The organism is Veillonella seminalis (assembly GCF_003992065.1).
Taxonomy (GTDB): domain Bacteria; phylum Bacillota; class Negativicutes; order Veillonellales; family Veillonellaceae; genus Veillonella_A; species Veillonella_A seminalis.
In genome coordinates this window covers 21,712-48,256 of sequence record NZ_RQUZ01000009.1, presented here as the reverse complement: position 1 = coordinate 48,256, position 26,545 = coordinate 21,712, and the positions used below count along the sequence as shown (strand labels likewise).

Below are 26,545 nucleotides of genomic sequence, written 5' to 3'. Positions count from 1 at the left end.
TCATTCCCTTGATACGTTAAAAAGTGAATCCATGAAAAGCATTACTTGGAATGGGGAATCTTTGATTTTGTTGGATCAGACAAAATTACCGAATCAGGAAACCTATATTGATTGTACCGATTGGCGTCAGGTAGCGGAAGCTATAAAAAAACTTAGAGTGCGCGGAGCTCCGGCTATCGGTGTAGCCGCCGGCTACGGCCTTATCCTCGCGGCTAAGGAAGCCATTGCTTCAGCATCGGATGAAGTAACGCAACGGGCAAATTTCTTAACATTTGCCAATACATTAAAAGAAACACGTCCCACAGCTATTAATTTGGCATGGGCTATTGATCGTATTGTAACGAACATAGTATTTCCTTCTGATGCGATGGTTACTGCTTTACCGTTAATTGAGGCGGAAGCGAAAGCCATTGATTTAGAGGACCAACGTTTAAATGCGGCTATGGCTAAAGCCGGGGCTACTTTGTTTGAAGGTAAAAAAGGCATTCGCATTTTAACTCACTGTAATGCCGGTGCGTTAGCTACAGCCGGTTTAGGTACCGCCTTAGGCGTAGTTCGTGAGTTACACGCTAACAATCAATTAGAACGTGTATATGCGGACGAAACAAGACCGCTTTTACAAGGTGCTCGTTTAACGGCTTTTGAACTTCATCATGACGGTATTCCTGTTACTTTATTGACCGATAATATGGCGGCCTATGCTATGCAGCAGGGGCTCATTGATGCCGTAATTGTTGGAGCTGACCGTATTACGACGGAAGGGGATGTGGCCAATAAAATCGGTACCTACGGTGTAGCCTTGGCGGCTAAAGCCCATAATATTCCGTTTTATGTGGCAGCACCATACAGTACCTTTGATTTTACCTTAGCAAAAGGCAGTGATATTCCGATTGAAATGCGCAGTGCTGATGAAGTAAAATGTTTTGCCGGCACCCCGACTGCACCGGAAGGTGTTGAAGTGTTGAACCCGGCTTTTGACGTAACACCTCATGAATTAGTAAGTGCTATTATTACCGAAGAAGGTGTTTTAACGGCACCGTACAATAAATCAATTACAGATTTACAAAAGAAAACAGCTCGATAGTAAGTTACCTCCGGCTTTGATCATAAAGCCGGGCATATAAATTAACATTTTAAAATTTATTTTCGATATATTTAAGAATTAATCAAGAAAGAAGCGATCATCATGGAATCATTAATCAGAGACATCGAATTGGCACCGGAAGGCCGTAAAAAGATTGAATGGGTGTCCAATTTTATGCCGGCTCTTAACAGCTTGCGTGAGGAATTTAAAGCAAGCCATAAATTTGAAGGCAAAACCGTTGTTGTCAGCGTTCACTTGGAAGCTAAAACAGCATACTTATCCACAATTTTGAAAGAAGCCGGAGCCGATGTAATCGTAACTGGATCTAATCCTTTATCTACACAGGATGATGTAGCGGCAGCCCTCGTTGATATGGGCCTTACCGTTTATGCTTGGCATGATTGCACCGAAGAAGAATACTTTATGTTCTTAAATAAAGCGTTAGACCATAAACCTCATATTATCATTGATGACGGCGGTGATCTTGTTAATTTGTTGCATACCACTCGTACGGACGCTAAAGAACGTCTTATCGGCGGTTCCGAAGAAACAACGACCGGTGTGCATCGTCTCCATGCGTTGGCTAATGAACACAAATTAACATTCCCAATGATTGCTGTTAACGACTCCTATTGTAAATATCTTTTTGACAATCGTTACGGTACAGGCCAATCCGTATGGGACGGCATCATGCGCACCACCAACTTAACTGTTACCGGTAAAAACGTTGTTGTAGCCGGCTATGGCTGGTGTGGTAAAGGTGTTGCTATGCGTGCCAAAGGTCTTGGTGCTCATGTTATCGTAACCGAAGTGGATCCAATCAAAGCTATTGAAGCTGTATTTGACGGTTTTAAAGTAATGCCTATGATTGAAGCCGCACCAATCGGTGACATTTTCATTACCGTAACCGGTTGTAAAGATGTTATCCGCAAACAGCACTTTGAAGTGATGAAAGATAAAGCCATCATGTGTAATGCCGGTCACTTTGACTGTGAAGTTAACGGTGTAGAACTCGCTGAAGTTGCCGTTTCTCATAAAAATGTTCGTAAAAATATCGAAGGCTACAGCTTAGCGGACGGTCGTATTTTATACTTATTAGCGGGCGGCCGTTTGGTTAACTTGGCAGCCGGCGATGGTCATCCTGCTGAAATCATGGACTTGTCCTTCGCTATGCAAGCTTTGGCAGCCGAATATTTACTCGATCATGGTAAAGACATGGAAGCAACTGTTCACATCTTGCCTCATGAACTTGATGTTCGCATTGCTAAAGTTAAATTGCAAAACATGGGCTATGATTTAGATTCGTTAACCCAAGAACAATATGACTATTTGCATAAAGTTCAATAAAGTATTGAGTAAATAAGGAATTGAGTAAATATCTCAAAGGAAACCAAAAAGTTTCAGAGAATTTTTCCGGAACCTTATGGGCCTTATGAATGCAAACGATAAAAAATAATTGGACATGAGGAGACATAAATGGCTGATATTGTAATTCGCAATATAGACTGCATTACCGGTGAAAGTAAAGAATCCGGTAAAGATATGTTGCATAATGTAACATTAATCATCAAAGATGGCTATATTGATAAAATCTTAACTGATGAAGAAAGTAAAACACCGTTCGGACAAGAACTGATTGATAAAGAATGCGGTAATGCTGCCTATATTTTAGACGGTAACGGCCGTGTGGCGGCACCGGGATTTGTTAATACACATACTCATATTGCCATGGGCTTGTTCCGTAACTATGCAGATGACTTGGAATTGATGGATTGGCTCCAAAATGCTATTTGGCCGGCTGAAGCCAAGTTAACTAATGAATTGGTGCAAATCGGTACACGTCTTGGGATTGCCGAAATGTTCCGTTCCGGTACAACTTGCTTTAGTGATATGTACTTCTTTATGAATGATACGGCTAATGTAGTTAAAGAAACAGGCATTCGTGCCGTGTTATCACGCGGCATGGCAGGGGGAGCTCCTACAGCCGAACAGGCCTTGATTGACAACCGTCATTTGTTCAATGATTGGCACGGTTTTGACCATGACCGCATCAAAGTTATGTTGGGACCACATGCACCATATACATGCCCTGACGATTATATGAAAAAAGTTATGAACCTCAGCCATGAATTGGGCGCTCAAATCCACATCCACTTATGCGAAACTAAAGGGGAAGTGGAAAATGTAATAAAAGCTACCGGTAAAACGCCAATTGCTCACTTCAACGATTTAGGCGTGTTTGACACGGGCTGTGTAGCGGCTCACGGTGTTCATTTAACAGATGAAGACCTCGATATCATGAAAGCCAAAAATGTGCGTGTAGCTCATAATCCGCAGTCTAATCTTAAACTAGCCAGCGGTATTGCCGATGTACCGGCTATGCTCGCTAAAGGCATTACAGTAGGTCTGGGCACTGACGGTTCGGCCAGCAATAATAACGCGGATATGCTTGAAGAAGTTCGCTTGGCAGCCACCTTACATAAAGCAACTCATTTTGATCCGAAAGCAATTCCGGCTCATCAGGCGTTGCAATTGGGTACCGTTGAAGGTGCTAAGGTCCTTGATTATAGTGATTTGGGCCTCGTTAAGGAAGGCTATCGTGCCGACCTTTGCTTATACGATGTAACCGGGATGCATTGGTTACCGCGTTATAACGATATAGCTTCTTTGGTATATGCAGCTAACTCTACTGATGTACAAACTACAATCGTAGCCGGTAAAGTGGTTATGAAAGATCGTGAATTACTTACTATTGATGAAGAACAGTTACGCTATGATGTAATGAATAAATCGGAAGTTTTTAAAAATTAAAATTATAAGGAAAAACTACGGCATTTATGGCCGTAGTTTTTTATATAAAAGCATTTTTTATATAAAAAGATTGAAAAACAAGGTCGTACAGACAAAAAAAGAGTGCCGAGCATAAGCTCGACACCCTTAATGAGTCGATTATGTTACTAATCTTAGATTAATTTTTTAACAGCAGCTACAGCAGCGTCAAAGTTAACGGAGCTGGTTACTTCCGGAACATATTCAACATAAGCAACTTTGTCGTCTTTACCGATAACAACGATACCGCGAGTTAACAAACGAAGTTCTTCAATTAAGAAGCCGTATGCTTCGCCAAAGCTTGCATCTTTATGGTCGGAAAGGGTAACTACATTATCAACACCGGCAGCACCGCACCAACGTTTCTGAGCGAATGGAAGGTCCATGGAGATAGTTAAGATAACTACTTCATCGGAAAGTTCAGTAGCTTCTTTGTTGAACCAACGAGTCTGTGCATCACAAACACCGGTATCAAGAGAAGGAACTACGGAAATAATTTTTACTTTACCTTCGAAATCTTTTAAAGATTTTGCCTGTAAACCATTATCTAATACAGTAAAATTAGGGGCTGCTTCGCCAACTTTTACTTCTTTACCTAATAATGTCATTGGATTGCCTGCGAATGTGATTACACCGGTACGTTTTTCCATAATGAATAACCTCCTAAGATTAATTCAAATTTTAATATCTGATTTACTATATGTGACAGAGAATAATTTTCAATGTCACCGGGGAGTGTAGTCAACATATTTACTAATATGTGCATCACTCTGCTTACAATATTAAGTATAACATGGCAGTAATTATAAGTAAAATAAAAATTGATGATTTTCGATGTGATGAAAACTATGTTACAATATAAACGTAAAAGCTATTAATGTATTCGTACTGTAAACAGTTAAAATTATTATTTTGGAGACGATTAATGAAAAAACTAACTATTTTTTCACAATTTTTCAGAGGCTACGGCCCTATATACTTATTGGGTATATTAATACTCATTACTATTGATATATTATTCTTATATGTACCGCGCCTCACAGGGGAAGCCATTAACACCTTATATTACGGTAAGGAAGGCCTTACTACATATATAGGGTACTTTTTTATATTGGCTATAACTGTTACCATTCTTAAATTCGCGTCTCGCCATTTGCTTTTGGGCTCCATACGACGTTTTGAATTTTTACTGCGCCGCCGTCTATTTGATCATGCTTTATATATTCCTACAGCCTATTATGAAAAAAACGGTCCGGGTAAGGTTATGGCATTAATGACCAATGATGTAACATCCATACGTGTTTCATTGGGGCTGGGAGTTATGATTTTAGTAGATGCTATCTTCTTTGGTATCTGTTCTTTTTTCTTGATGGCTAAAGAAATCAGTTATTCCTTGGCTGTCATCACTTTACTACCGATGCCGTTTATCTTAACAGCGATGCTCACCGTGAGTCGTCGCATGCGCAAAAGGCAAAAAGAAGCTCAGAATACTTATAGTGATTTGACTGAATTTGCACAGGAATTATTTCTCGGCATGCCGGTAATACGTGCATTTAATCGAGAAATGCGCAGTTTGTGGCGTTTTAATAATATCAATAAAACAAACTATGATAAAAATATGAGAGTAGCTTTACTTGACTCCATTTTAGCGCCCCTCACTTTTGTGGCACCGTTTATGTGTCATGCCATCGCCATTTTTATCGGCGGTCGTTTGATTATTGCCAATAAAATTACAGTGGGTGATTTTGTGGCGGTAACCGGCTATTTAAGTTTAATTATCGGTCCGATTATGGGGATTGGTTCCTTATTGTCAGTTCTTCAGAAGGGTTTGGCCTCCCTTGACCGTATTTATGATTTTCTTATGATTAAGGAAGAAAAGTTATCCGAAGACGAAAGAGAGTTGCCGTTAGCAGCAATAACGGTTAAAGATTTAACATTTACTTATCCTGAAACTAAAGTACCTATGCTTCACAATGTTAATCTTACGGTTAAACCGGGAGAATTTATCGGCATTGTAGGCGGTCCCGGTTCCGGTAAGTCTACCTTATTTAAGCTGTTAATGCGACTTCATGAAACGCCGGCTAAGAGTATCTATATCGGCGACGAAGATATTACAACTATGCCGCTTCAAGTATTGCGACGAAGTATTGCTTATGTGCCGCCGGAAGCGTATTTATTGGGTACAACTTTAGGTGAGAATATTGCTTTCGGTGAAGCATCCGATCATACCTTAGCATTGCAGACTGCCGCAGAACGGGCTGCGTTAACACGCGATTTAAGTGAACGTTTGAAACCGGCCTCTAAACGTTTAAAAGAAGGCGGTACCGATTTATCGGGCGGTCAGAAACAACGTGTTAATATAGCCCGCGGTCTTTATAAGAATGCGCCTTACTTACTGTTGGATGACAGTTTCTCGGCCCTTGATACCATAAGTGCCGGTTCTATTATTAAAACGTTGCGTGAAGGTCGAGATCAGAGTTTACTCTTTATTTCACAGCGCCTGGAAGCACTTCGCGAGGCCGATCGTATCGTTGTTTTTAAAGACGGTACCATTGTTGAAGAAGGTACTCATGATGAATTAATAGCTAAAGCTGGTGAGTATCATCGCTTATATGCTCAACAGTTTGAAGAACCGCTTATCGGCGTTGATGAGGAGGAAGGAGACCTATGAGCAAGCAACACACCAGCTCCTATTCGGTGCAGGAAGAAGTAAAATTGACCAAACATCATGACATCTTGCTGTTACGTCGTTTAGGACAATATATAAAGCCTCACTTCTTCTTACTTCTTTGGGCAGCAGTATTTTTGTTAATAGCGTTGGGTCTTGAATTAGCACGACCGATGCTCATGAAGAGTGTAATAGATACAGCGTTCCCTCAGCGTGATGTCGGTATTATCATGCAATATGCAGGGCTGTATTTCATGACAATTATTTTCAGCATTATTGCTATGTTCGCTCAAAATTATACTTTACAAAAGTTCGGACAAAGCATAATCTTTGAAATTCGCAATACCGTATTTGCTAAAATTTTGGCTCGTACTCCGGCTCATTTCGGCGAACTGCCGATCGGTAACTTGGTAACTCGTGTGACGAACGATACGGAATCTTTGCGCACGCTTTATACAGATGTAGTACTTAAGCTCGGCAGCAGCATACTTATGATTATCGGGATTTTAATCTCCATGTTTGCACTCGATGTAAAGATGGCATCCGTCGTTTCTTTACTTGTACCTATCATGGCTGTTTTAATTTTTGTGTATCAGAAATATGCCCGTAAAGCATTTCGCGGTGTTCGTACGAAATTAGCTGCATCTAATACATCAGTGCAGGAAATGCTTAATTTTATCATTATTATTAAGTCATATGTAGGCGAGCGTATCATGGCGAAACAATACGACCGTATCAGCCGCGAATTTTTGGAAGCCGGCTTGTTTGAAGTTAAGACATTTGCATTTTTCCGGCCGATTGTTGACGGTTTGTTATTTGTCATCATTATAGCCATTTTCAGTTTCACTAACTGGTTTGATTCGGTTACTGAAGCAGGTACCGTATTTGCTTTCATTCAATATATGGATAAATTTTTCCAGCCGATTAAGGAAATTGCCGATAAATATAATAATCTTCAAAGTGCGTTAGCCGGTGCGGAACGCTTAGTTCCCATTATTAACGAAGAGGCAGATACAACGATTGAAGCCGTTACGATTCCGGATGAATTTAAAACGATTAATTCCATTGAGTTTGACCATGTCTGGTTTTCTTATGATCACTCTGAAAATTACGCCTTAAAGGATATTTCCATCAAGATTGACGGCGGTCAATTTATCGGTATCGTAGGGCCTTCAGGCGGCGGTAAATCAACTTTAATGAGTTTATTAATGGGCTTTTACCAACCGACTAAGGGGATTATTCGTATCAACGGGTATGATACAGCTGATTATCCGCCGGCTGTATTGCGCGAAGTTATGGGGTACGTGTTCCAGGACAGCCATTTATTTAAAGGGACCATTCGTGAAAATCTATCTCTTTATGATGATACGATTCCGGAAGAACAACTTATGGCGGCGGCACAAAAAGCCCATTTACATGCCATGATTGAACGTTTGCCGCAAGGGTATAATACACCGGTCGGTTATCTCGGTTCTTTATTATCAACCGGACAAAAACAATTGTTGGCATTGGCCCGTGTATTGATTCGCGATCGTAAGGTACTTATTTTTGACGAAGCAACGGCCCATATTGACAGTCATACAGAACAATTGATTCAAGAATCTATTGAAACTATACGAGGCGAAAAAACTATCATCAGCATCGCTCATCGTTTGTCTACTATTCGCTCGGCTAATCGCATTTATATGATTAAACAGGGGCAAATTGCAGAAGAAGGTGATTATGATTCACTAATTTCTCAAAAAGGTGAATTCTTTGCCCTCTGGGAGGCAAGATAAGTATGGAAATGATTACGTCAAAAGAAAATAAAACATTAAAATATGCCCAATCTTTACTACAAAAAAAATATCGTAAACTTAACGGTGAATATTTGGCGGAAGGGTTACGTACCGTTACCGATATGATGGCTACCGGTTTAGTGACGACGATATTTGTTCGTGAAGACATTGACTATCAAAAAATAGTTAAAGAAGCTGAACAGCTTCATATAAAAGTATGGCAAGTTCAGCGAAATCTGATGAGCCACATTGAATCAACCGTGACCGGTCAAGGCATAGTTGCCATTGTAAAAAAAGAAGTGCAGGATATTTCAACATTAAAGGTTTCAGACGGTTTATATGTACTCCTCGATGAAATACAAGACCCGGGAAATTTGGGAACCATCATTCGTACAGCTGTAGCCGCCGGCGTAAAAGGCCTGTTTTTAACAAAAGGCAGCGCAGACCCTTACAATGAAAAAACAGTGCGCAGTACTATGAGTGCCATCACCAAGATTCCGATTTTTGAAAATGCTTCCACAGAGGATGTGAAAAGGTTGATGGCTGACAGTGAGTTGACTGCCTATGCGACAGCCTTACATGATGCTTTACCGATTCAGGAAGTAAAATTTGCCAAACAAACGCTTTTATTACTGGGGAATGAAGCAAACGGTCTCAGTGACGATTGGTTTGAAGTCGCTAAACACCGTATTACTATTCCTATGTATGGTCCTATTGAATCCCTTAATTTAGCGGTAGCAAGTGCTTTATGTATGTATGCAGTGAGAGAGAGTTGGTTATAATGCAGGAACAGGCAATCAGTCAAATTTTAATGGCTTATAAAGAAGGCATACTTGATTTAGACGAGTGTAAATCGTCCATTACCGAGTTAATCAGTCAATCCGTACAAGCGGAAGAACGGTCACGCAACTTACAAGATGCAGTGCTTGATTTGGATCGGGCTAAGCGGCAGGGCTTTCCGGAAGTCGTTTATTGTGAAGGTAAAACCGATGAGCAATGTATTACGATTCTTAAAGAGTTAAACTTACACTACCAAACTTATATGGGCACAAGAGCTCGTGAAAGTATTTATAATGCTTTAAAACCTCTTATTCCTGAAATTCAATACGATAAGACAAGTCGCATTATTTATCGTCACAGCAATGAGAATATACGGAATGAAAACAGAAATATTGCGGTTGTAACAGCCGGTACCAGTGATATTCCGATTGGTGAGGAAGCCGCTTTAACGGCAGAACTTATGGGCAATGAAGTTACCCGTATTTATGATGTAGGCGTAGCCGGTATCCATCGTTTATTTAATCGTTTGGATGATATAACATCAGCCAATGTAGTTATTGTGGTAGCCGGTATGGAAGGCGCTCTGGCCAGTGTCATCGGAGGTCTTGTTACCAAACCGATTATTGCTGTGCCTACCAGTGTAGGGTACGGTGCCAATTTTAAAGGCTTAGCCGCATTATTATCTATGTTGAATTCCTGTGCCGCCGGCGTCGGTGTTGTGAATATTGACAACGGTTTCGGAGCCGGTCGATTAGCTCATATGATTAACAGTCAGCGATAATCGGGGGAAATAATATGAGTTCAGAATTAATTCAAATTGAAGCAAACATTGATAACATGAATCCGGAACTGTACGGGGCACTGTTGGATACGCTTTTAAAAAACGGCGCCAACGATGCCTGGTTGACACCGATTGTAATGAAAAAAGGGCGCCCCGCTGTTATGCTCAGCGTTTTGGTTAAGGCTGTTGAATTAAAAAATATGAGTCGTTTGATTTTTGAAAATACAACGACAATAGGTTTCAGATATTTTGACGTAGACCGGATAATTTGTGAAAGAGAATTTGAAGAGTTTTATTACAAAAATCAACTTATTCATTTGAAAAAAGCATTTCACGAGGGAAAATTAGTCAATATTTCCCTTGAATACGATGATTTGGCGAAAGCTGCTCTTGAATTAAATATGCCCGTAAAAGTTTTAGAAAAAGAAGTATGGGCAACCTTAACAAGTCCACTGTTTTAGTGTACAATATAGACTCACAAGTTATTTATTTCATGTTGATAAGTGTAAAGGGGAAATTTTATAGGAATATTACAGACAGTTCATTAATTGTTTATAAATTTTTCCTAAAATTAAATTGTAATAGTAAAATTTCACTATACACTACCAATAGACATATGTTAAAATAAAATATATCCTCTTTAAATGAACAGTTGTTTAAAAGTAGAAGGTGCATATGATACGATTAATTGTTAATGCCGACGATTTCGGCTTACACCAAGCCGTTAACGAAGGTATCATTAAAGGGCACAGAGAGGGGATTATTACAAGCACATCTTTACTGGCTAACGGCGACGCTTTTGACGAAGCGGTAGCTATGGCCAAAGAAAATCCTCGATTGGGGATTGGCGTCCACACAGCCCTTGTGGGTGGTTTAAAACCACTATGTGATGCCGATGAAGTACCGAGCTTGCTAGATGAGCACGGTCGTTTTCTGACATCGTATCCTGCTTTCATTAAGAAGGCGGTGTCAGGAGATATTAATTTTCAAGAAGTTTACAAAGAATTGGATTTACAATTTGAAAAAGTGGTATCCTCAGGGCTTACCATTACGCATGCCGACGGGCATCAGCATTTGCATGTATTACCGCAAATTACGCCGATTATGACTTCATTGTTAAAAAAATACGGTATCAAAAAGATGCGTATTCCGGCGGAAGATCGTTTTTTCCGCAACGGTATTAATCAATGGGGGCGCTTTGCCGGTAAGGTAGGTTTGGCTGAAGTGGCTGATAAAGCGTATACGTTTTCGAGTCGTATGGGCATTTGGTCACCACGTTACTTCTGGGGGATGATGAGTGGCGGACAACTCACTGAAGAACGATTAATGGAAATTCTTCCTCGTGTTGCCTCAACCCGAGGCAGTCATGAAATTATGACTCATCCGGGGAATAATGACTGTGCTCTCAACGCTTTGTTCCCTTGGAATTATCATTGGGAAGGTGAATTGGCCGCAATGTGTGCGGAACCGGTAAAACAATTTATTAAGTTCCACCAAATTCAGCTGGTTAATTATGGTGAATGTGAATGAATAAAATGCTGAAGCGAGGCTTATTATTAGGTCTTTTGCTACTGATTATTTCCGGACTCACTATTTATTTCACCATTGATTTAAAAGCGTTACGAACTCTGGAAACCTTTAATTTTACGTCTCTTATATTAGCCTTGGTTGCCTTGGCGGTGGGAATGTATTTTGACGGTTTACGATTACAGCGATTAGTACAAATGGGCGGTTACAAATTACCGATAAAAGCTGTTTTGCGTGTTATTTTCGGTAACTATTTTATGGCCATGCTGACACCCGGTGCCAGCGGTGGTGCGGTAGCTCAAGTTTTAATTCTTAAAAGCTACGGGGTGCCCGTCATGAAAGGGGCTCCGATTGTACTGATTCGAACTGTATTTTCTATTTTGTTTTTAATTGCTATGTTACCGGTTATATTTTTACACGGCTCCATAACAATTCCTTACATCAGCAATACAGCCTTGATTCAAATATCTGTACTTATGATAATTTGTACAATCGCAGGCTTATATATGTTGCAAACAGCTTTAATGAAAAGATTGGTTTACATGCTGGCGGAACGCCTTAATAAAGGTAATCCTAAAAGTTGGTTGGCCAAATTAGCTGAACTGAATGAAGGTTTTAGCTTAATCTATGCAAGACCGTTTCAATCCATAGTAGTTTTCATCGAATCCGGTTTGAGTTTGCTGGCGTTATATACGATAGCACCGGCTTTGATGATGGCTTTTACATGGGATATACCGATTGTGGAAATCCTCAATCGCATGATTTTATTAAATCTTATTTTGTATTTTGCCCCTACACCCGGTGGAACCGGCGTAGCGGAAGGTTTATTTGTTTATTTGTTTGAGTCGTTTTTACCGGCAGGGTCCGTCGGCATCGTTGCTGTCGGCTGGCGTGTAGTGGCTGAATATTTACCGTTTTTCATCGGTATGTATTCCGTATTTACACTGTATGGCCGTCAATTTGTTGCCGACTCGGTAATGACTGATGAACAGGAAAAAGATGGAGGTAGTAACATTGGCTAAGTTAAAGAAAGACAAATTTTATTTGGTTCAAGAAGACATTCTTCCTGAAGCAATAAAAAAGACCATTAAAGTAAAAGAAATTTTAAAATTAGGGGAAGCTAAAACTATTAATGAAGCCGTTGAACGCATGGATTTAAGCCGTTCCGCCTACTATAAATATAAAGACTATGTTTTCCCGTTTTATGAAATTGCGCAAGGTAAAATCGTATCCATTACCGTATCTATGTCTAATGATCCGGGCATGTTATCGAGCATTTTACGTGCCATTGCCGATAGTAACGGCAGTATTTTAACTATCAACCAAGATATTCCGCTTCAAGGAATTGCCAATGTAACTATTGCGTTTGAAACTAAAGACTTATCCACTTCATTGGAAGAATGTTTGGATAATATTCGAAGCATTCGCGGTATCTTAAAAGTTGAAATCTTAGGTCAAGCTTAATAAAGCATATTGAAGATAAGTTCAGTTTCCGATTGATGCTGTAAATAAAAAATAATAAAAAGGCGTAGCCCCGACTTATTTAATAGGCCGGGGCTACACTATAAGAGAGAGGGAGAAGATGATGGAACAAGTTAATGTGGCCTTATTGGGATTTGGGACCGTAGGGCAAGGAACATTTGAGTTATTGGTTAAAAATAATGAATTAATTGCTAACCGCACCGGTATTGCTATTAAAGTGACTAAGATTTTCGTGCGTAATATTGATAAATACAGCCATATTACTTTGCCGGAAGGTACGCACTTTACAAATGACGTGGCGGAGATTTTTGATGACGCATCAATTCAAGTCATTGTTGAAGTTATGGGAGGCCTCACTTTTGCACGCGAATGCATTGAAAAAGCATTGAATGCAAAGAAAAGTGTAGTTACAGCCAATAAAGATTTGTTGGCCGAAGCGGGGCCTTATTTGTTAGACCTTGCTGTGAAAAACGGTGTAGATTTACGCTATGAAGCCAGTGTTTTAGGCGGCATTCCCATCATCCGTACGCTATATGAATCATTGGGGGGCAATAAAATAACGGAAGTGGTAGGTATTTTGAACGGTACCACCAATTTCATATTATCCAATATGACTGAAAAAGGGGCCGGTTATGCGGAAGTTTTAGCTGAAGCTCAAAAATTAGGTTATGCGGAAGCAGATCCTACAGCAGACGTTGAAGGACTCGATGCAGCCCGTAAGTTAGCTATTTTATCATCTATTGCTTTTAATCGCCGCATTTTCTTTGAAGATGTATCGGTAGAAGGAATTACCAAGATTGACGCTACGGATATTGCTTTCGGTAAAGAATTCGGTTATACCATTAAATTATTGGGGATTGCCAAAGAAACCAAGAAAGGCTTATCACTTAATGTGCATCCGTCTTTCATTTCCAGCAATCATCCGCTGGCATCCGTTAGAGGATCTTATAATGCCTTGTACGTCAAAGGTAACGGTATTGATGACGCCATGTTCTACGGTCGTGGTGCCGGCAGCTTGCCGACCGGCAGTTCTGTAGTGAGCGATATTATGGAAATTGCCAAAAACATCCATACCAATAATTTAGGCCAATTGAAGCCATTCTACTATTTCGAAAAGAATTTATATGCATCCGGTAAAATAGAATCTTCCTATTACATTCGTATTCTTGTAGACAACTCTACCGGTGTATTGGCGAAAGTAGCCTCTAAATTGGCAGAACAGCGTATTTCCGTACAGGCGGTGACCCAACGTAATGAAAATGAAACTACATCGACCTTAGCCATTGTTACATCTTCCTGCCCGCGTTCCTATATTTCGAATGTAATCAACGCGTTTAACAATCTTCGCGTTGTTCGAGAAGTAGGCAGTGTTATTCCGATCATGACGGATTAGGGGGTAAAACGTATGGAAAAGATTACAGTTCAAGTACCGGCTACCAGTGCTAATTGCGGCCCCGGATTTGACTCTTTAGGGCTTGCTTTGGAGCTTTATAATATATTTACTTTCACCCCCGATGAAACGGCAACTGTAAACAAGTATACTTTTTCCGGGTTCGATGCGGAAACCTTGGCTAAAGAAGATCAATCTCAAAATTTAGTGGGGCAGGCCATGGGTGCTGTTTTTCAAAAAGCAAATACCGAACCCGTATACGGTTTAATCCACAGTGAAACCGTTATTCCGCCTTCACGCGGGTTAGGGAGCAGTTCTACGGCTATTGTGGCCGGCTTACTCTTGGCTAATCGCTTATTGTCCAAGCCGTTAACCGCCCATGATCTTTTGGTGTTAGCCAATGATATTGAAGGGCATCCTGATAATGTGGCGCCGGCATTACTCGGTAATTTGGTCTGTGCCGTAAATCATCCTAATGAGCTTTTATATACGACAGTTGCTTTACCGGAAGAATTATTATTTGCCGTTGTGGTTCCTGAAGTATCTGTATCTACAGAGTACGCACGCAGTGTTTTACCGAAGATGATTGCTCACAAAGAAGCGGTAGCCAATGTGAGTCATGCTACTTTGTTTGTCACTGCTTTATTGCAGCATAAATTGGATTATTTGCGAATCGCCTTGGAGGATTATCTTCATGTGCCGTATCGTAAAACATTAATTCCTCATTGCGACGAAGTATTTAATGCGGCTCTTAAAGCCGGCGCTTACGGGGCAACTATCAGCGGTTCCGGGTCTACCTTAATTGCGTACTGTCCTCGTTCTACCGCCCAGACAGTAGCCAATCGAATGGGGGATGTTTTCAATACTAATAATATTCCTTGTCGAACCTACGTACTTAAAGCCGATACAATGGGGGCTCGCTACGTATGATAAACGTTCATAAAATTGCCAAATAATGGCAATTACTATATAATTATACTGTGGGCAGATATTAATCAAAATATGATATAATACTACTCATCGGAACATATTTCATTTTTACAGTTTAACTTTAAAAATAGGTACTATAAGATGAATGATTGCTTGTTCCGACCATCTGAAAGATGGCGTTATATTATTTGTATCAAACAGATACATATATTAAGAAAGAGGCAAAAACAATATGAATAATGTTAAGACTGCTGTTTTACTGGCATTGATGACCGGGTTATTGATGGTAATCGGACAGTTGGTCGCCGGACGAGCCGGTCTTATGACGATGTTTGTTATTTCGATGGCTATGAACCTATTCAGCTATTGGAATAGTGATAAACTTGTACTCAGCATGTACAATGCAAAACAAGTATCGTCAACGGATAATCCGGAATTGTACAATATGGTGGAGCGTTTAGCTCAACGCGGTAATTTACCGATGCCAAAAGTGTACATTATTAACTCCGAAGTACCGAATGCGTTTGCAACGGGACGTGATCCTGAACATGCGGCCGTAGCCGTTACCACAGGGATTATGAATCTCTTGACCGATGATGAAATTGAAGGCGTTTTGGGTCACGAATTGACGCATGTTAAACATCGTGACACTTTAATCAGTACGATTGCTGCCAGCCTTGCCGGGGTTATCACTATGATTGCCAATATGATGCAAATGTTTGCCATTTTCGGTCGCAGTGATGATCGGGAAGGTTCAAATCCGATTGCGATGTTGGCTACCATTATTTTAGCACCGATTGCTGCCGCTTTAATTCAAATGGCCATTTCACGCTCGCGTGAATATTTAGCCGATGAGGGCGGTGCCGAAATGAGTGGTAAGCCGTTATCATTGGCATCAGCTTTGGCTAAAATTGATTATTATTCCAAGCATGGTATGTTGCCCGGCGGGGAATCTCAGCTTGGTACAACGGCTCATATGTTTATCATCAATCCTTTGGGAAGTGTTAAAGATTTTACCAGCTCACTATTCAGTACGCATCCAAGTACTGAATCTCGTATAGAAAAATTAAAAGAAATTGCAAGTCGTATGCGTTAGGAGGCAGTTTTATGGAACACACGTTAGTACTCGTAAAACCGGACGGAGTCAAAAAGAAACTTTGCGGTGAAATTTTAGCTCGTTATGAGCGTAAAGGATTAACAATCAGCGCTTTAAAATTAATGCAAGTACCACGTGAGTTGGCCGCTGCCCATTACGACGAACATAAAGATAAAGCGTTCTTTCAGGAATTGATTGATTTTATTACTTCCGGTCCTGTATTGGCCATGGTATTAAGCGGTGACAATGCTGTAGCAGCGGTACGCCAATTGAACGGTGCTACCGACCCGCTAAAAGCAAATGCCGGCACAATTCGCGGTGACTACGGTTTACAAATCAACGAAAATGTAGTCCATGCATCAGATGCCGTAGCTACAGCTGAACGTGAAGTTGCTCTTTGGTTCCCTGAATTCAAAGCGTAATATCTTTCTTTTAACAAATGAGGTGATTAGTATGGGTGCAAAAGTATACACTAAAACAGGTGATAAAGGTTCTACATCACTCTATACCGGTGAACGACTTTCTAAAGCGTCTTTACGTGTCGAAGCCTATGGCACAATCGATGAATTGCAATCGGTTTTAGGTGTGGCTCGTGCCTTTTCCGAACACGAAGATATTCAACAAGTTATCTACGACATTGAAAAAGAATTATGGCAACTCATGGCTGATGTAGCAAGTCTCGGCCAAGAACCGACCATTACGGACGCTCACATCGAAAATTTAGAAAAAATCATTGACAGCTATGATGCTAAAATGGAACCGCTTACTAAATTTATCGTACCGGGTGATAAAAAAAGCTCCGCTTTATTACATCAATCCCGTACTGTAACACGTCGTGCCGAACGTGCATTATGGCGTCTGTCCGAATCGGGGGAAACAGTACATGATGTAGATATCCGTTATTTAAATCGCTTGTCCGATTGCTGCTATATGTTAGCACGTGCCGAATTTGAACTATAAGTTGGTGGCAGTAACTTAATACGATTTGACACGTGAATACGGTCATCAATATAAAAAGCTATGTTACCGAACAATTCGCGTAACATAGCTTTTTCTTTTCGCATATAGATTCTTTTAATATAAACGATTTAATAAATTGAAACAGCAAGAGAAAATTATCGGAGTTGGATAATTTCTTCTCAGTTGCTATTAAATATGACTGATTGTTTAATTAAGCTTGATCGATTGTGCCCTTATTCAGTACATCTTCGGGACTTGGGTAATAGAAAAAGACCGTCATAATTTCATAATTAAATTTTTCACGGATTTTAGCGGCTAAAATGGTTTCAAATTCAATTAGATTATTGGAATCAAGATCGCCGTCTTCAACCAGAACCAAGAGCTGTGGTTCTACTTCCGGTGCATTGGGCGGCAATTCATCGGGGCTAAGGGGAATATTTACAATTACGCGACCTGTTGCCACATATTGATCATTTTGGTCATTGATGACGATGCGGTACGTATTTTCCCATAAAGTAGCCATCAGCTTTACGAATAAATTTTTCATTTCCATAGGTATACACTCCTTATCATTCTTTGATTTATTGTATACTTATTTTAGAAAATATTGCAAGTCAGAGTTAAGTTGTTCAAGTAATCTAAAAGTTGTTAAAGTATATCAGCTTAATTTGCTTCACCTGGTTTGTTCAACTTAATTTGATTAAATAGACATAGTAAGGGAGAGGATATATCTCATGACTAATGAAGAGAGTCGAATTATATTATGCACGGGTGGTGCTCGGAGCGGTAAAAGTGAATTTGCGGAGCGACTCGTTCTATCCTTGCCCGGACGAAAAGGATACGTTGCCACCGGTCAGATTTTTGACGATGAAATGGAAAATCGTGTAGCCAAACATAAGGCTCGGCGCGGTAACTTATGGCATAATTTTGAAATCCCTTATGACATAACCGCTTCATGGTCAAAGATTTTAGATGCATGCGATGTTATTCTCGTTGATTGTTTGACTATGTATGCCACTAATGCTATGCTAAAAAAAGAGCCTCAAAATCAGGCTGAATGCAACGCTTTGGCGGATGCATTAGTAGCTGAATTGAAAGAGGTCATAGAGGCAACTTATGCAGCCGATAAAACGGTTGTATTTGTAACCAATGAACTGGGCCTTGGGATTGTTCCCAATAACAGAATGGCCCGCTTCTTTCGTGATATTGCAGGTTTAATTAATCAAACAGTGGCCCAAGCGGCCGATGAAGTATATTTTACAATCAGTGGCATTACCACAGAGCTAAAGGCTAAGGAGGTTCATATATAATGGCAAAAAAACTCATGTTCCAGGGAACCAGCTCCAATGTAGGTAAAAGTATTTTAACGACGGCTCTTTGCCGTATTTTTTACCGTCGCGGTTTAAAAACCGTACCGTTTAAAGCCCAAAATATGGCTTTAAACTCCTATGTAACACGTTGGGGCGATGAAATCGGCCGTGCCCAAGTTGCTCAGGCAGAAGCAGCCGGTATTGATCCGATTGTCCAAATGAACCCTGTTTTGCTGAAACCTACGGGAAATCAATCCTCGCAAGTAGTCCTTATGGGTAAGCCTGTCGGCGTTTACAGTGCGAAAGAATATCACACTCATTACTCATTAACAGCGCTTGATAAAGTAAAAGAAAGCTTAGACTTTTTAGATAAAAACTTTGATATGATCGTCATTGAAGGGGCAGGCAGTCCGGCTGAAGTTAATTTAAAAGCCAATGATATCGTAAATATGCGTGTTGCCAAGATGACAAACTCTCCGGTAATGTTAATTGCCGATATTGATCGTGGCGGTGCTATTGCATCCATCGTAGGTACTTTGGAATTATTGGAACCGGAAGAACAAGATTTGGTTAAAGGCATTATTATCAATAAATTCCGCGGTGATATTAATTTATTAAAACCGGCTCTCGATTTTATCGAAGAACGGACCGGTCGTAAGGTAGTGGGTGTTATTCCGGCTATCGACAATCTCGACATCGATGAAGAAGATTCGGTAGCATTGGAAAGCAAACATACGACTATTAATCGTGAAATTACCATTGCCGTTATGCAAACACCTAAGATTTCCAATTTTACCGATTTTGATGCCTTAGCTTATGAACCGGATGTATCGGTGCGCTTCGTAAAACCGGGTGATGCTATCGGCGAGCCGGATATGGTGATTTTACCGGGCTCTAAAAATACGTTAGCCGACTTGAAATATTTGGAAGAACGCGGTTATGCGGAAGATATTAAAGCATTAGCCAAGAAGGGTGTGCCTGTATTCGGCGTGTGCGGCGGTTACCAGATGTTAGGCGAAAAACTGCATGATCCGGATGGTGTGGAAGGTGATATTCCGGAACTTGAAGGCCTTGGTTTATTGCCGACCGAAACCACTATGACGGGCACGAAAATGACGCATCAAGTTTCTTTTAACACGGTTAAATTGCCATTCCTCGGCATAGATTATACGGGCGAAAATTTACGTGGGTATGAAATCCACATGGGTGATACTCACGGTGTAGGTGCCGTAGCCGATTGTTTTGCCATTACCTCGCGCAGTGAAAAAACGGTAGCTGTTATGGACGGTTTTGTAAATGAATCGGGACTGGTTATGGGGACCTATATTCACGGTATTTTGGATAATGACAGCTTGCGTCGTCAAATTCTGAATGCTTTACGTAAACGTAAGGGACTCGAACCGTTGGATGAAGTATTCCACTATTTTGAACACAAAGATGCCGCTTATAATCGTTTAGCCGATATTGTAGAAAAACATCTTGATATGGACTATATCGATAAATTATTAGAGGAACAAGCATAATGGAATGGTTTTTACATAATGCGTATTATTTTATTCCGTTATGGGCCTTTTTACTTGATTGTATTGTAGGGGATCCCAGAAGTCGTTTTCATCCGGTTGTCCTTATCGGCGATGTAATTTCTTTTTATGAGAAGTTTCTCTATGGCAGACGGGATTCAAACGGAAAAAAGCTTTTCTATGGCGGTTTAACAGTATGTTTAACCCTATTGACGGTTACACTTATAGGTTTCTTACTCGTTTTAATTGCCGGAACAATTCATCCGTGGGCAGGCTATGCTATGCAGGTTATTATTGTATATATTACAATCAGCCCACGCTCACTGGCGTCAGCCGGTTTAGAATTGGCTCAGCTCTTACAAAAGGGTGATTTAACCGAAGCACGACGTAAAGTGGGCTGGATAGTAGGTCGCGATACGACTGAACTTGATGAAAGTGAAATAACCAGGGCCACCATTGAGACAGTGGCAGAAAACACAGTTGACGGGATTATCTCGCCTTTACTGTTCTTTGCCGTTTTTGGTCCGTTGGGCGCTTTATTTTATCGAACGGCCAATACGATGGACTCCATGTTGGGCTATAAAAATGAAAAGTATTTATATTTCGGCCGGATAGCCGCAAGATTTGACGATGTGCTAAATTGGATTCCGGCTCGTATTACATTTCTCTTATATATACTGACCGCCTTTGTCTTACGTCACGATTGGCGAAATGCTTGGCGTATAGGGATTCGTGATGCCCATAAACATCCGAGTCCGAACGGTGGCTATGCAGAAGCACCGGTAGCCGGTGCTCTTCATATTCGTCTCGGCGGTTACAATAAATACGGTGATACCATGACATTCCGTGCCTATATGGGGGACCCCGATACAAAAATGCGAGGCGTTCACATTCAAAAAACGATTGGCATGATGTATGTTTGTTCTTTGCTCGGTGTTGTGATCAGTGCCGTATTAACTAGAATCTTGGTGATATTATGAAGTCTTTCTTTATCGGCTTACAATTTTTGACACGTTTAAAACTAGTCAATCAAACGGAATGGGATATTCACGATTTTGGTAAAAGCGTGGTAATCTTTCCGATTGTAGGACTCGTTATCGGTGCCTTTATGGCTCTTATTTATTGGCTGTTGGCACCATATATATCCATTACTTTATTGGCTTTATTACTGGTTGTATTTGAATTTCTTTTTACCGGCGGTTTACACGCCGACGGCTTTATGGATACATGTGACGGGCTTTTTTCCGGCCGTGACAGGGAACGTAAATTAGAAATTATGAAAGACAGCCGGGTCGGTTCCAATGGAGTCGTAGGGTTTGTCTTTTTAACACTCTTAAAATGGCAATTAATAGCACATGTAAATCCTGAGTTCTTATGGCAATTTTTGTTTTTTATGCCTATTATCAGTCGTTACTCCCTAGTACTAAGTATTCGACTCTTTCATTATGCCCGCCCTGAAGGCATGGGGAAGGCATTTGCCGTATATTCCCCTAAACTTACATTGCTTTGGGCTACGCTCATTACATTGTTACCGATTATTTACTTCCAAGGGATTTACGCCATTTTTATGGGATTGGGAATTTTAATTAACTTAATCTTAAATTCCCATATTTCAAAACACTTGGGCGGCGTAACTGGTGATACGTACGGCTTTGTCATTGAAACGTCAGAGTTATTGTTAGTCTTGGCTGCTGTTGCAACAAGCATTACAATGTAACGGCACACTAACAAACTTTTTACTTAGTATTTACATTCTTTTGTGTTATTTTGTGTATATTAGTATGGAGGAACGACAGGTGTCATATTATGTACGAGCACCAGGGACATGCGGTGAATTTTTGCAAGGGTCCATTGATGGTCAACCTTTTTTGGTTACCTGTCCTATTAATCGCTATTCCTATGCCTTAAGCGGAGTAAAACAACCTTTAAGGCCTTATTATTGTTCCTTGCAACCCAAAGCCGCCTTGGCAGCCCAAAAAGTCGTCAATACGCTTGTGGCGGAAGGATCTATACCTATCAGTGCAGCGCTGCAACGAGCTTGGCGGAGTCCTGTTTACGTGCGCTCCGATATAGCTCAGGGTAAAGGCATGGCATCTAGCAGTGCCGATATCAGCGTTGCCGCTATGGCTACAGCCTTGGCATACGGTCGAGCTTTAACCTTGGAGGAATTAAAAGATATCTCTTTAAGTATTGAACCAAGTGATGCCTCATTTTATCCGGGCGTTGTTCGTTTTGATTACATTAAAGGAACCATTACTGAACCGTTGGGACAGTGTCCGCCTATGAAAATTATGATTTTTGATGAAGGTGGCGAAATTGATACGGTCAGTTTTAATGCTCAACACGGGCTTCATGATTTAATTGCCGAAAAAGAACCGTATATCAAAGAGTCATTAGCGCTTTTTAAAGAAGGTATTGCAACTCACAATGTGTCCTTAATCGGTCAGGCAGCTACTTTAAGTGCTTTTGCTAATCAGCGTATTTTACACAAACCTTTATTATATGCACTGCATGAAATCGGCAATCACTTTAACAGTGTCGGTACGATAATTGCTCACAGCGGTACTATTATGGGCCTTTTATTCCCATCTGACGGCGCACCGTTGGCTGATTGCCGAGCGGCTGTCCATCAGGAATTACCGGATTTATTATATTTAGATACTGTCGAAACAACTAATGAAGGCATAACTTTTATGAAGCGTTAGGAGGTGCTCAGACATGAAAAATACCCACGGCGGTAATATTTATAAAGTGGCGGCCGCTCATAACGTAGCACCACAGGACATTACCGATTTCAGTGCCAATATAAACCCCTTAGGCATGAGCCCTAAAGGTCAAGAAGCATTAAAAGCTCATTTGAATGAAATCATTCATTATCCCGATCCGGAATACACCGATCTTCGCAGCAAAGTGAGTGAAGTACTGGATGTGCCTGATGAAAATATTTTAGTAGGCAATGGGGCGGCCGAATTGTTATACGCACTCATGACTTTACCGGAAATAACTGAAGTATTGGTACCGGCGCCCGGTTTTTCGGAATATACCTTAGCGGCTCGTGCTAAAGGCTTAGATGTTTTAGAATATGAAATGATTCCCATGTCGGCATCCGATGAAATAGAGTCTTTACATCAATCACTCAGCTTTTTCGGCAATTCAAAGACACATCAGCCGATTACTCATTTTGCCGTGCCTTATGAGGACCTTAAGCAACATTTGAAACGTTGTGCCGAAGAACAAATTCGTACCTTGATTTGTCTCGGTAATCCCAATAATCCGGACGGCAGTTTGCAAACCTTAACGGAAGTATTCGAGTTAGCGGCTCTGGCCGAAGCATCACGCAGTTTACTTCTCATCGATGAGTCCTTTATAGAATTCACCAATGAATCTCATAGTTTACGACCATACTTGACAGAGTATCCGGCTATTATCATATTGCATTCACTCACTAAGTTTTATGCGATTCCCGGTTTACGTTTAGGCCTCTTATTGGGACAAGCGTCTATATTAAAAACTATTGCCCCTCAGGTACCTACATGGTCGGTTAATCATCTGGCTCAGCAATATGGTATTGCGGCCCTTCAAGATGAAGTATACCGTCAAAAAACGCGAGCAGTAGTGGCTCGCGAAAAAGAATGGCTTTACGGAGCTATCAATAGTTTTGATTTTATAACGGCACTGCCGCCAACAGTCAATTTTCTGCTCTTACATTGGCATCCTGCCAATCCGAGCCTTTCCGATTTTATGAATTTCTTAGAAGACAAACAGCTGCTAATCCGCAGTTGCGAAGCCTACAGCGGGCTGGGACAAGGATGGTTTAGAATTGCTGTCAAAGATAGAACCGATAATGAATTGTTAATATCATATGTAAAGGAGTTCGCCCATGCACACAATTTACTTAGTTCGCCACGGTCAGACGGAATGGAATAACAGTGGTTTTTATCAAGGATATACGAATGTGCCGCTTAATCAGGTAGGGATTGTTCAAGCTGATGCGGTAGCCAAAGAATTGGCATCAATCGAGTTTGATTCCATTATTGCCAGTGATTTAGATCGTGCTCACATTACTGCTGAAAAGATTTTAGGTAATCGTCAGATTCCGTTTAAAACGGATGAACGTTTACGTGAAATTAATTTCGGAGATTGGGAAGGCTTTACTTACGATCAGATTGAAGCCAAATGGCCACATTCCATTTACACTATGTATCGCAGTCCCGATAAAGTAAAAATCTCAAACGGTGAATCATTCCAAGATTTACAAGAACGTGCATGGCAGGCCGTTACTGATGAAATGAAAGCTGTCGGCGAAGACAAAACTATTCTTGTTGTCGCTCATGGCGGTACCAATCGTACCTTAATTTGTAAAATGCTCAACTTACCGCTTCATTTTGCTTGGAACTTCAGTCAAGGCAATACGGCCATCAGTCGCGTAGAGTTTTACGGTCTTACGGAAGATGACCATAATACCTTGAGCCTTTTGAATTACACCAAACATTTGGAATCCATTCAATTATAATTACTCGTGATTATCATGAAGTTACGTTTAGATAAGTTTTTAGCCAATAAAGCATTGGGCAGTCGTAAAGAAGTCCATAATCTCATCAAACAGGGACTGGTTACGGTAGATGGTGTAGTGGTTAAGAAAAAAGATATGCCCATTGAAATACCGAACCAAACAATAGCTGTTAACGGTGAAATTATAGACAATCGTCAAATATATTATGTTAAATTTCATAAACCGGCCGGCTATGTGTGTGCCATAGAAGATTCACGACATCCGACCGTAATGGAATTATTACCGCCGGAATTTCGCACTATGGGGGTCTCCCCGGTAGGACGCCTCGATAAAGATACGGAAGGCTTGCTGTTACTCTCCAATGACGGGGCCTGGGCTCATCGTATTATAAACGGCAAAAAGCATGTTCCCAAACGATACTATTTTGAATATAGCGGTACGCTTATCGAAGAAAGGTTAGAACGCATCCGTTCAGGCATTATATTGGGGGATGGCACTGTTTGTAAGCCGGCTGAAATAATTCTGCCTTCTGAAACCGATAAAGAAACTGAAAGCACTCAAGATTCGGTTATGCTTAAAAGCGCCGAAATTATAATTGAAGAAGGTAAATATCATCAGGTTAAGCGCATGATAGGGGCGGCCGGTGGCGAAATCACCTATTTAAAGCGTCTTACTATAGGTCATCTTGACTTAAAGGACATTCCCGAAACAGGTGAATTTGTTTATCTGGATGCGTCGGACTACGAAAAACTATAGTCAAAACGCTCATTTTGTGGTATCATGAAATGAAAAAATTTATAGCAAGGGAGTCTTATCATGAACGGCTTATTACGCCTACAGGATTATTTGACTGCGCACCAGTATGATGGCATACTCTTGCTTAGCCAGACCAATCTTAGATATTTTGCCAGTTTTACGGGAACTACAGCCGTAGGTTTTGTGACACCGGATACTGCTTTTATACTTACTGACAGCCGTTATACGGAACAAGCTCAGAATCAATGTGAAGGTTATGAAGTAATTCAATACAAAGGTTCTACTTGGGAAACTATAGCTGAGATTGTCAAAACTCGTAATATTACATTATCTGTTTGTGCGTTCGAAGGTAATTATGTACCGGTTGACACGTACCAAACATTTTCCGATATTTTAGTGGGAAGTCGTTTTGCGTCCGTTAATTTAACATCTTTACGGGCGGTTAAACGGCCTGACGAACTTACGCTCATGCGTGAGGCTGCCCGTATCGGTGATGAAGCATTTGCTGCTTTATTGCCGCAATTAAAAACGGGTATGACGGAACGAGACGCTCGTGTCATTTTAGAAATTGAAATGCTCAAACGAGGGTCTGAAGAACCATCATTTGACACTATTGTGGCGTCGGGACACAGATCCAGTATGCCGCACGGTGTAGCGTCTGATAAAGTTATTGAAGACGGTGATTTTGTCACCTTTGATTTCGGCGCTGTATATCAGGGCTATCATTCGGATATGACTCGCACCATTGTTATGGGAACAGCCTCCGAATTACAGCATAAACTCTATAAAGTTGTGCTTGATGCACAACTGAAAGGCTTAGCCGCCGTAAGAGCCGGTGTTACGGGTAAAACCGTAGATGCCGCTTGTCGCGAAAGCATTACGGCCGATGGCTACGGTGATTATTTTAGTCATGGTACCGGTCACGGTGTAGGTCTCGACATACATGAAGAACCGGTAGCATCACCGCGTTCCGATACGGTATTGGAGCCTAATATGATTGTTACTGTTGAGCCGGGTGTTTATCTTCCCGGTGAAATAGGTCTTCGCATTGAAGACAGTGTTATAGTTACTGACGATGGCTATGAGCTACTCACTCATACCTCGAAGGAATTAATAGAAGTAAAAGGTTAAACGGAGGGAT

27 protein-coding genes are annotated in these 26,545 nt (G+C 40.8%); 25 read left to right on the top strand and 2 right to left on the bottom strand.

Annotated elements, in window-relative coordinates:
• Nucleotides 1–31: 31 nt before the first annotated feature.
• The 3 genes from mtnA (at nucleotide 32) to EO126_RS07120 (ending at nucleotide 3,895) form a co-directional block, all read left to right on the top strand.
• On the top strand, nucleotides 32–1,084 hold the full coding sequence (mtnA, locus tag EO126_RS07130; RefSeq protein ID WP_127008239.1) for an S-methyl-5-thioribose-1-phosphate isomerase: 1,053 nt from the start codon (nucleotides 32–34) through the stop codon (nucleotides 1,082–1,084).
• Nucleotides 1,085–1,186: 102 nt separating this feature from the next.
• Nucleotides 1,187–2,431 (top strand): adenosylhomocysteinase, encoded by a 1,245-nt coding sequence (locus EO126_RS07125; RefSeq protein WP_127008176.1) that lies wholly within the window; start codon nucleotides 1,187–1,189, stop codon nucleotides 2,429–2,431.
• 129 nt (nucleotides 2,432–2,560) lie between these two features.
• Entirely contained in the window at nucleotides 2,561–3,895 is a 1,335-nt protein-coding gene (locus EO126_RS07120; protein ID WP_127008174.1) for an amidohydrolase, read from the top strand.
• A 152-nt stretch (nucleotides 3,896–4,047) separates the two neighbouring features.
• Here EO126_RS07120 and tpx read toward each other — a convergent pair whose 3' ends face one another.
• The gene (gene tpx / locus EO126_RS07115; protein ID WP_006556725.1) at nucleotides 4,048–4,563 is read right to left on the bottom strand and encodes a thiol peroxidase; all 516 of its coding nucleotides are present in this window, start codon (nucleotides 4,561–4,563) and stop codon (nucleotides 4,048–4,050) included.
• Between the two features lie 275 nt (nucleotides 4,564–4,838).
• Here tpx and EO126_RS07110 point away from each other — a divergent pair, with 275 nt between their 5' ends.
• From EO126_RS07110 to EO126_RS07050, 13 genes are all read left to right on the top strand, one after another.
• Nucleotides 4,839–6,584 carry an ABC transporter ATP-binding protein gene (locus EO126_RS07110; RefSeq protein ID WP_006556726.1) on the top strand — a complete coding sequence of 582 codons (1,746 nt, stop codon included), beginning with the start codon at nucleotides 4,839–4,841 and terminating at the stop codon, nucleotides 6,582–6,584.
• Nucleotides 6,581–8,359: an ABC transporter ATP-binding protein gene (locus EO126_RS07105; protein ID WP_006556727.1), complete on the top strand. Its 1,779-nt coding sequence runs from the start codon at nucleotides 6,581–6,583 to the stop codon at nucleotides 8,357–8,359. The genes EO126_RS07110 and EO126_RS07105 overlap by 4 nt, the downstream gene beginning before the upstream one ends.
• A 2-nt stretch (nucleotides 8,360–8,361) precedes the next feature.
• On the top strand, nucleotides 8,362–9,141 hold the full coding sequence (locus EO126_RS07100; RefSeq protein WP_006556728.1) for a TrmH family RNA methyltransferase: 780 nt from the start codon (nucleotides 8,362–8,364) through the stop codon (nucleotides 9,139–9,141).
• Nucleotides 9,141–9,920, top strand: a complete 780-nt coding sequence (larB, locus tag EO126_RS07095; protein WP_006556729.1) for a nickel pincer cofactor biosynthesis protein LarB — start codon at nucleotides 9,141–9,143, stop codon at nucleotides 9,918–9,920. Before EO126_RS07100 ends, larB begins: the two co-directional genes overlap by 1 nt.
• A gap of 14 nt (nucleotides 9,921–9,934) precedes the next feature.
• Complete coding sequence (gene larC2 / locus EO126_RS07090; RefSeq protein WP_006556730.1) at nucleotides 9,935–10,381, top strand: nickel pincer cofactor biosynthesis protein LarC2; 447 nt, start codon at nucleotides 9,935–9,937, stop codon at nucleotides 10,379–10,381.
• A 214-nt stretch (nucleotides 10,382–10,595) separates the two neighbouring features.
• Complete coding sequence (locus tag EO126_RS07085; RefSeq protein ID WP_006556731.1) at nucleotides 10,596–11,450, top strand: ChbG/HpnK family deacetylase; 855 nt, start codon at nucleotides 10,596–10,598, stop codon at nucleotides 11,448–11,450.
• The gene (locus EO126_RS07080) at nucleotides 11,447–12,469 is read left to right on the top strand and encodes a lysylphosphatidylglycerol synthase transmembrane domain-containing protein (protein WP_006556732.1); all 1,023 of its coding nucleotides are present in this window, start codon (nucleotides 11,447–11,449) and stop codon (nucleotides 12,467–12,469) included. The genes EO126_RS07085 and EO126_RS07080 overlap by 4 nt, the downstream gene beginning before the upstream one ends.
• Nucleotides 12,462–12,911, top strand: a complete 450-nt coding sequence (locus EO126_RS07075; RefSeq protein ID WP_040771327.1) for an ACT domain-containing protein — start codon at nucleotides 12,462–12,464, stop codon at nucleotides 12,909–12,911. The genes EO126_RS07080 and EO126_RS07075 overlap by 8 nt, the downstream gene beginning before the upstream one ends.
• 121 nt (nucleotides 12,912–13,032) lie before the next feature.
• Nucleotides 13,033–14,322 (top strand): homoserine dehydrogenase, encoded by a 1,290-nt coding sequence (locus EO126_RS07070; RefSeq protein ID WP_006556734.1) that lies wholly within the window; start codon nucleotides 13,033–13,035, stop codon nucleotides 14,320–14,322.
• 12 nt (nucleotides 14,323–14,334) lie between these two features.
• On the top strand, nucleotides 14,335–15,249 hold the full coding sequence (gene thrB / locus EO126_RS07065) for a homoserine kinase (protein WP_006556735.1): 915 nt from the start codon (nucleotides 14,335–14,337) through the stop codon (nucleotides 15,247–15,249).
• Between the two features lie 232 nt (nucleotides 15,250–15,481).
• Entirely contained in the window at nucleotides 15,482–16,345 is an 864-nt protein-coding gene (gene htpX / locus EO126_RS07060) for a zinc metalloprotease HtpX (protein ID WP_006556736.1), read from the top strand.
• An 11-nt stretch (nucleotides 16,346–16,356) separates the two neighbouring features.
• A complete protein-coding gene (gene ndk / locus EO126_RS07055; RefSeq protein ID WP_006556737.1) occupies nucleotides 16,357–16,767 on the top strand; it encodes a nucleoside-diphosphate kinase in 411 nt (136 codons plus the stop codon).
• 31 nt (nucleotides 16,768–16,798) lie between these two features.
• The gene (locus tag EO126_RS07050) at nucleotides 16,799–17,305 is read left to right on the top strand and encodes a cob(I)yrinic acid a,c-diamide adenosyltransferase (RefSeq protein WP_006556738.1); all 507 of its coding nucleotides are present in this window, start codon (nucleotides 16,799–16,801) and stop codon (nucleotides 17,303–17,305) included.
• Between the two features lie 211 nt (nucleotides 17,306–17,516).
• On the opposite strand, the gene EO126_RS07045 is transcribed toward EO126_RS07050, so the two are convergent.
• Complete coding sequence (locus EO126_RS07045; protein WP_006556739.1) at nucleotides 17,517–17,858, bottom strand: hypothetical protein; 342 nt, start codon at nucleotides 17,856–17,858, stop codon at nucleotides 17,517–17,519.
• A 181-nt stretch (nucleotides 17,859–18,039) separates the two neighbouring features.
• On the opposite strand from EO126_RS07045, the gene cobU reads away from it, so the two are divergent.
• From cobU to EO126_RS07000, 9 genes are all read left to right on the top strand, one after another.
• Entirely contained in the window at nucleotides 18,040–18,615 is a 576-nt protein-coding gene (cobU, locus tag EO126_RS07040; RefSeq protein WP_127008172.1) for a bifunctional adenosylcobinamide kinase/adenosylcobinamide-phosphate guanylyltransferase, read from the top strand.
• On the top strand, nucleotides 18,615–20,138 hold the full coding sequence (locus EO126_RS07035) for a cobyric acid synthase (protein WP_006556741.1): 1,524 nt from the start codon (nucleotides 18,615–18,617) through the stop codon (nucleotides 20,136–20,138). Before cobU ends, EO126_RS07035 begins: the two co-directional genes overlap by 1 nt.
• On the top strand, nucleotides 20,138–21,115 hold the full coding sequence (gene cbiB, locus EO126_RS07030; RefSeq protein ID WP_006556742.1) for an adenosylcobinamide-phosphate synthase CbiB: 978 nt from the start codon (nucleotides 20,138–20,140) through the stop codon (nucleotides 21,113–21,115). The genes EO126_RS07035 and cbiB overlap by 1 nt, the downstream gene beginning before the upstream one ends.
• Nucleotides 21,112–21,852: an adenosylcobinamide-GDP ribazoletransferase gene (cobS, locus tag EO126_RS07025; RefSeq protein ID WP_006556743.1), complete on the top strand. Its 741-nt coding sequence runs from the start codon at nucleotides 21,112–21,114 to the stop codon at nucleotides 21,850–21,852. Before cbiB ends, cobS begins: the two co-directional genes overlap by 4 nt.
• Nucleotides 21,853–21,931: 79 nt before the next feature.
• Complete coding sequence (locus EO126_RS07020; protein ID WP_006556744.1) at nucleotides 21,932–22,840, top strand: GHMP family kinase ATP-binding protein; 909 nt, start codon at nucleotides 21,932–21,934, stop codon at nucleotides 22,838–22,840.
• A 13-nt stretch (nucleotides 22,841–22,853) separates the two neighbouring features.
• Nucleotides 22,854–24,062 (top strand): pyridoxal phosphate-dependent aminotransferase, encoded by a 1,209-nt coding sequence (locus EO126_RS07015; RefSeq protein ID WP_006556745.1) that lies wholly within the window; start codon nucleotides 22,854–22,856, stop codon nucleotides 24,060–24,062.
• A complete protein-coding gene (cobC, locus tag EO126_RS07010) occupies nucleotides 24,016–24,648 on the top strand; it encodes an alpha-ribazole phosphatase (RefSeq protein ID WP_006556746.1) in 633 nt (210 codons plus the stop codon). The genes EO126_RS07015 and cobC overlap by 47 nt, the downstream gene beginning before the upstream one ends.
• Nucleotides 24,649–24,663: 15 nt before the next feature.
• A complete protein-coding gene (locus EO126_RS07005) occupies nucleotides 24,664–25,404 on the top strand; it encodes a pseudouridine synthase (protein ID WP_006556747.1) in 741 nt (246 codons plus the stop codon).
• Nucleotides 25,405–25,464: 60 nt separating this feature from the next.
• A complete protein-coding gene (locus EO126_RS07000; RefSeq protein WP_127008170.1) occupies nucleotides 25,465–26,535 on the top strand; it encodes a M24 family metallopeptidase in 1,071 nt (356 codons plus the stop codon).
• Nucleotides 26,536–26,545 lie beyond the last annotated feature (10 nt).

Bases quoted from the DNA above. Each gene is read 5' to 3' on its own strand.
- mtnA (WP_127008239.1), top strand. From the start codon at position 32: ATGAAAAGCATTACTTGGAATGGGGAATCTTTGATTTTGTTGGATCAG.
- EO126_RS07125 (WP_127008176.1), top strand. From the start codon at position 1,187: ATGGAATCATTAATCAGAGACATCGAATTGGCACCGGAAGGCCGTAAA.
- EO126_RS07120 (WP_127008174.1), top strand. From the start codon at position 2,561: ATGGCTGATATTGTAATTCGCAATATAGACTGCATTACCGGTGAAAGT.
- tpx (WP_006556725.1), bottom strand. From the start codon at position 4,563: ATGGAAAAACGTACCGGTGTAATCACATTCGCAGGCAATCCAATGACA.
- EO126_RS07110 (WP_006556726.1), top strand. From the start codon at position 4,839: ATGAAAAAACTAACTATTTTTTCACAATTTTTCAGAGGCTACGGCCCT.
- EO126_RS07105 (WP_006556727.1), top strand. From the start codon at position 6,581: ATGAGCAAGCAACACACCAGCTCCTATTCGGTGCAGGAAGAAGTAAAA.
- EO126_RS07100 (WP_006556728.1), top strand. From the start codon at position 8,362: ATGGAAATGATTACGTCAAAAGAAAATAAAACATTAAAATATGCCCAA.
- larB (WP_006556729.1), top strand. From the start codon at position 9,141: ATGCAGGAACAGGCAATCAGTCAAATTTTAATGGCTTATAAAGAAGGC.
- larC2 (WP_006556730.1), top strand. From the start codon at position 9,935: ATGAGTTCAGAATTAATTCAAATTGAAGCAAACATTGATAACATGAAT.
- EO126_RS07085 (WP_006556731.1), top strand. From the start codon at position 10,596: ATGATACGATTAATTGTTAATGCCGACGATTTCGGCTTACACCAAGCC.
- EO126_RS07080 (WP_006556732.1), top strand. From the start codon at position 11,447: ATGAATAAAATGCTGAAGCGAGGCTTATTATTAGGTCTTTTGCTACTG.
- EO126_RS07070 (WP_006556734.1), top strand. From the start codon at position 13,033: ATGGAACAAGTTAATGTGGCCTTATTGGGATTTGGGACCGTAGGGCAA.
- thrB (WP_006556735.1), top strand. From the start codon at position 14,335: ATGGAAAAGATTACAGTTCAAGTACCGGCTACCAGTGCTAATTGCGGC.
- htpX (WP_006556736.1), top strand. From the start codon at position 15,482: ATGAATAATGTTAAGACTGCTGTTTTACTGGCATTGATGACCGGGTTA.
- ndk (WP_006556737.1), top strand. From the start codon at position 16,357: ATGGAACACACGTTAGTACTCGTAAAACCGGACGGAGTCAAAAAGAAA.
- EO126_RS07050 (WP_006556738.1), top strand. From the start codon at position 16,799: ATGGGTGCAAAAGTATACACTAAAACAGGTGATAAAGGTTCTACATCA.
- EO126_RS07045 (WP_006556739.1), bottom strand. From the start codon at position 17,858: ATGGAAATGAAAAATTTATTCGTAAAGCTGATGGCTACTTTATGGGAA.
- cobU (WP_127008172.1), top strand. From the start codon at position 18,040: ATGACTAATGAAGAGAGTCGAATTATATTATGCACGGGTGGTGCTCGG.
- EO126_RS07035 (WP_006556741.1), top strand. From the start codon at position 18,615: ATGGCAAAAAAACTCATGTTCCAGGGAACCAGCTCCAATGTAGGTAAA.
- cbiB (WP_006556742.1), top strand. From the start codon at position 20,138: ATGGAATGGTTTTTACATAATGCGTATTATTTTATTCCGTTATGGGCC.
- cobS (WP_006556743.1), top strand. From the start codon at position 21,112: ATGAAGTCTTTCTTTATCGGCTTACAATTTTTGACACGTTTAAAACTA.
- EO126_RS07015 (WP_006556745.1), top strand. From the start codon at position 22,854: ATGAAAAATACCCACGGCGGTAATATTTATAAAGTGGCGGCCGCTCAT.
- cobC (WP_006556746.1), top strand. From the start codon at position 24,016: ATGCACACAATTTACTTAGTTCGCCACGGTCAGACGGAATGGAATAAC.
- EO126_RS07005 (WP_006556747.1), top strand. From the start codon at position 24,664: ATGAAGTTACGTTTAGATAAGTTTTTAGCCAATAAAGCATTGGGCAGT.
- EO126_RS07000 (WP_127008170.1), top strand. From the start codon at position 25,465: ATGAACGGCTTATTACGCCTACAGGATTATTTGACTGCGCACCAGTAT.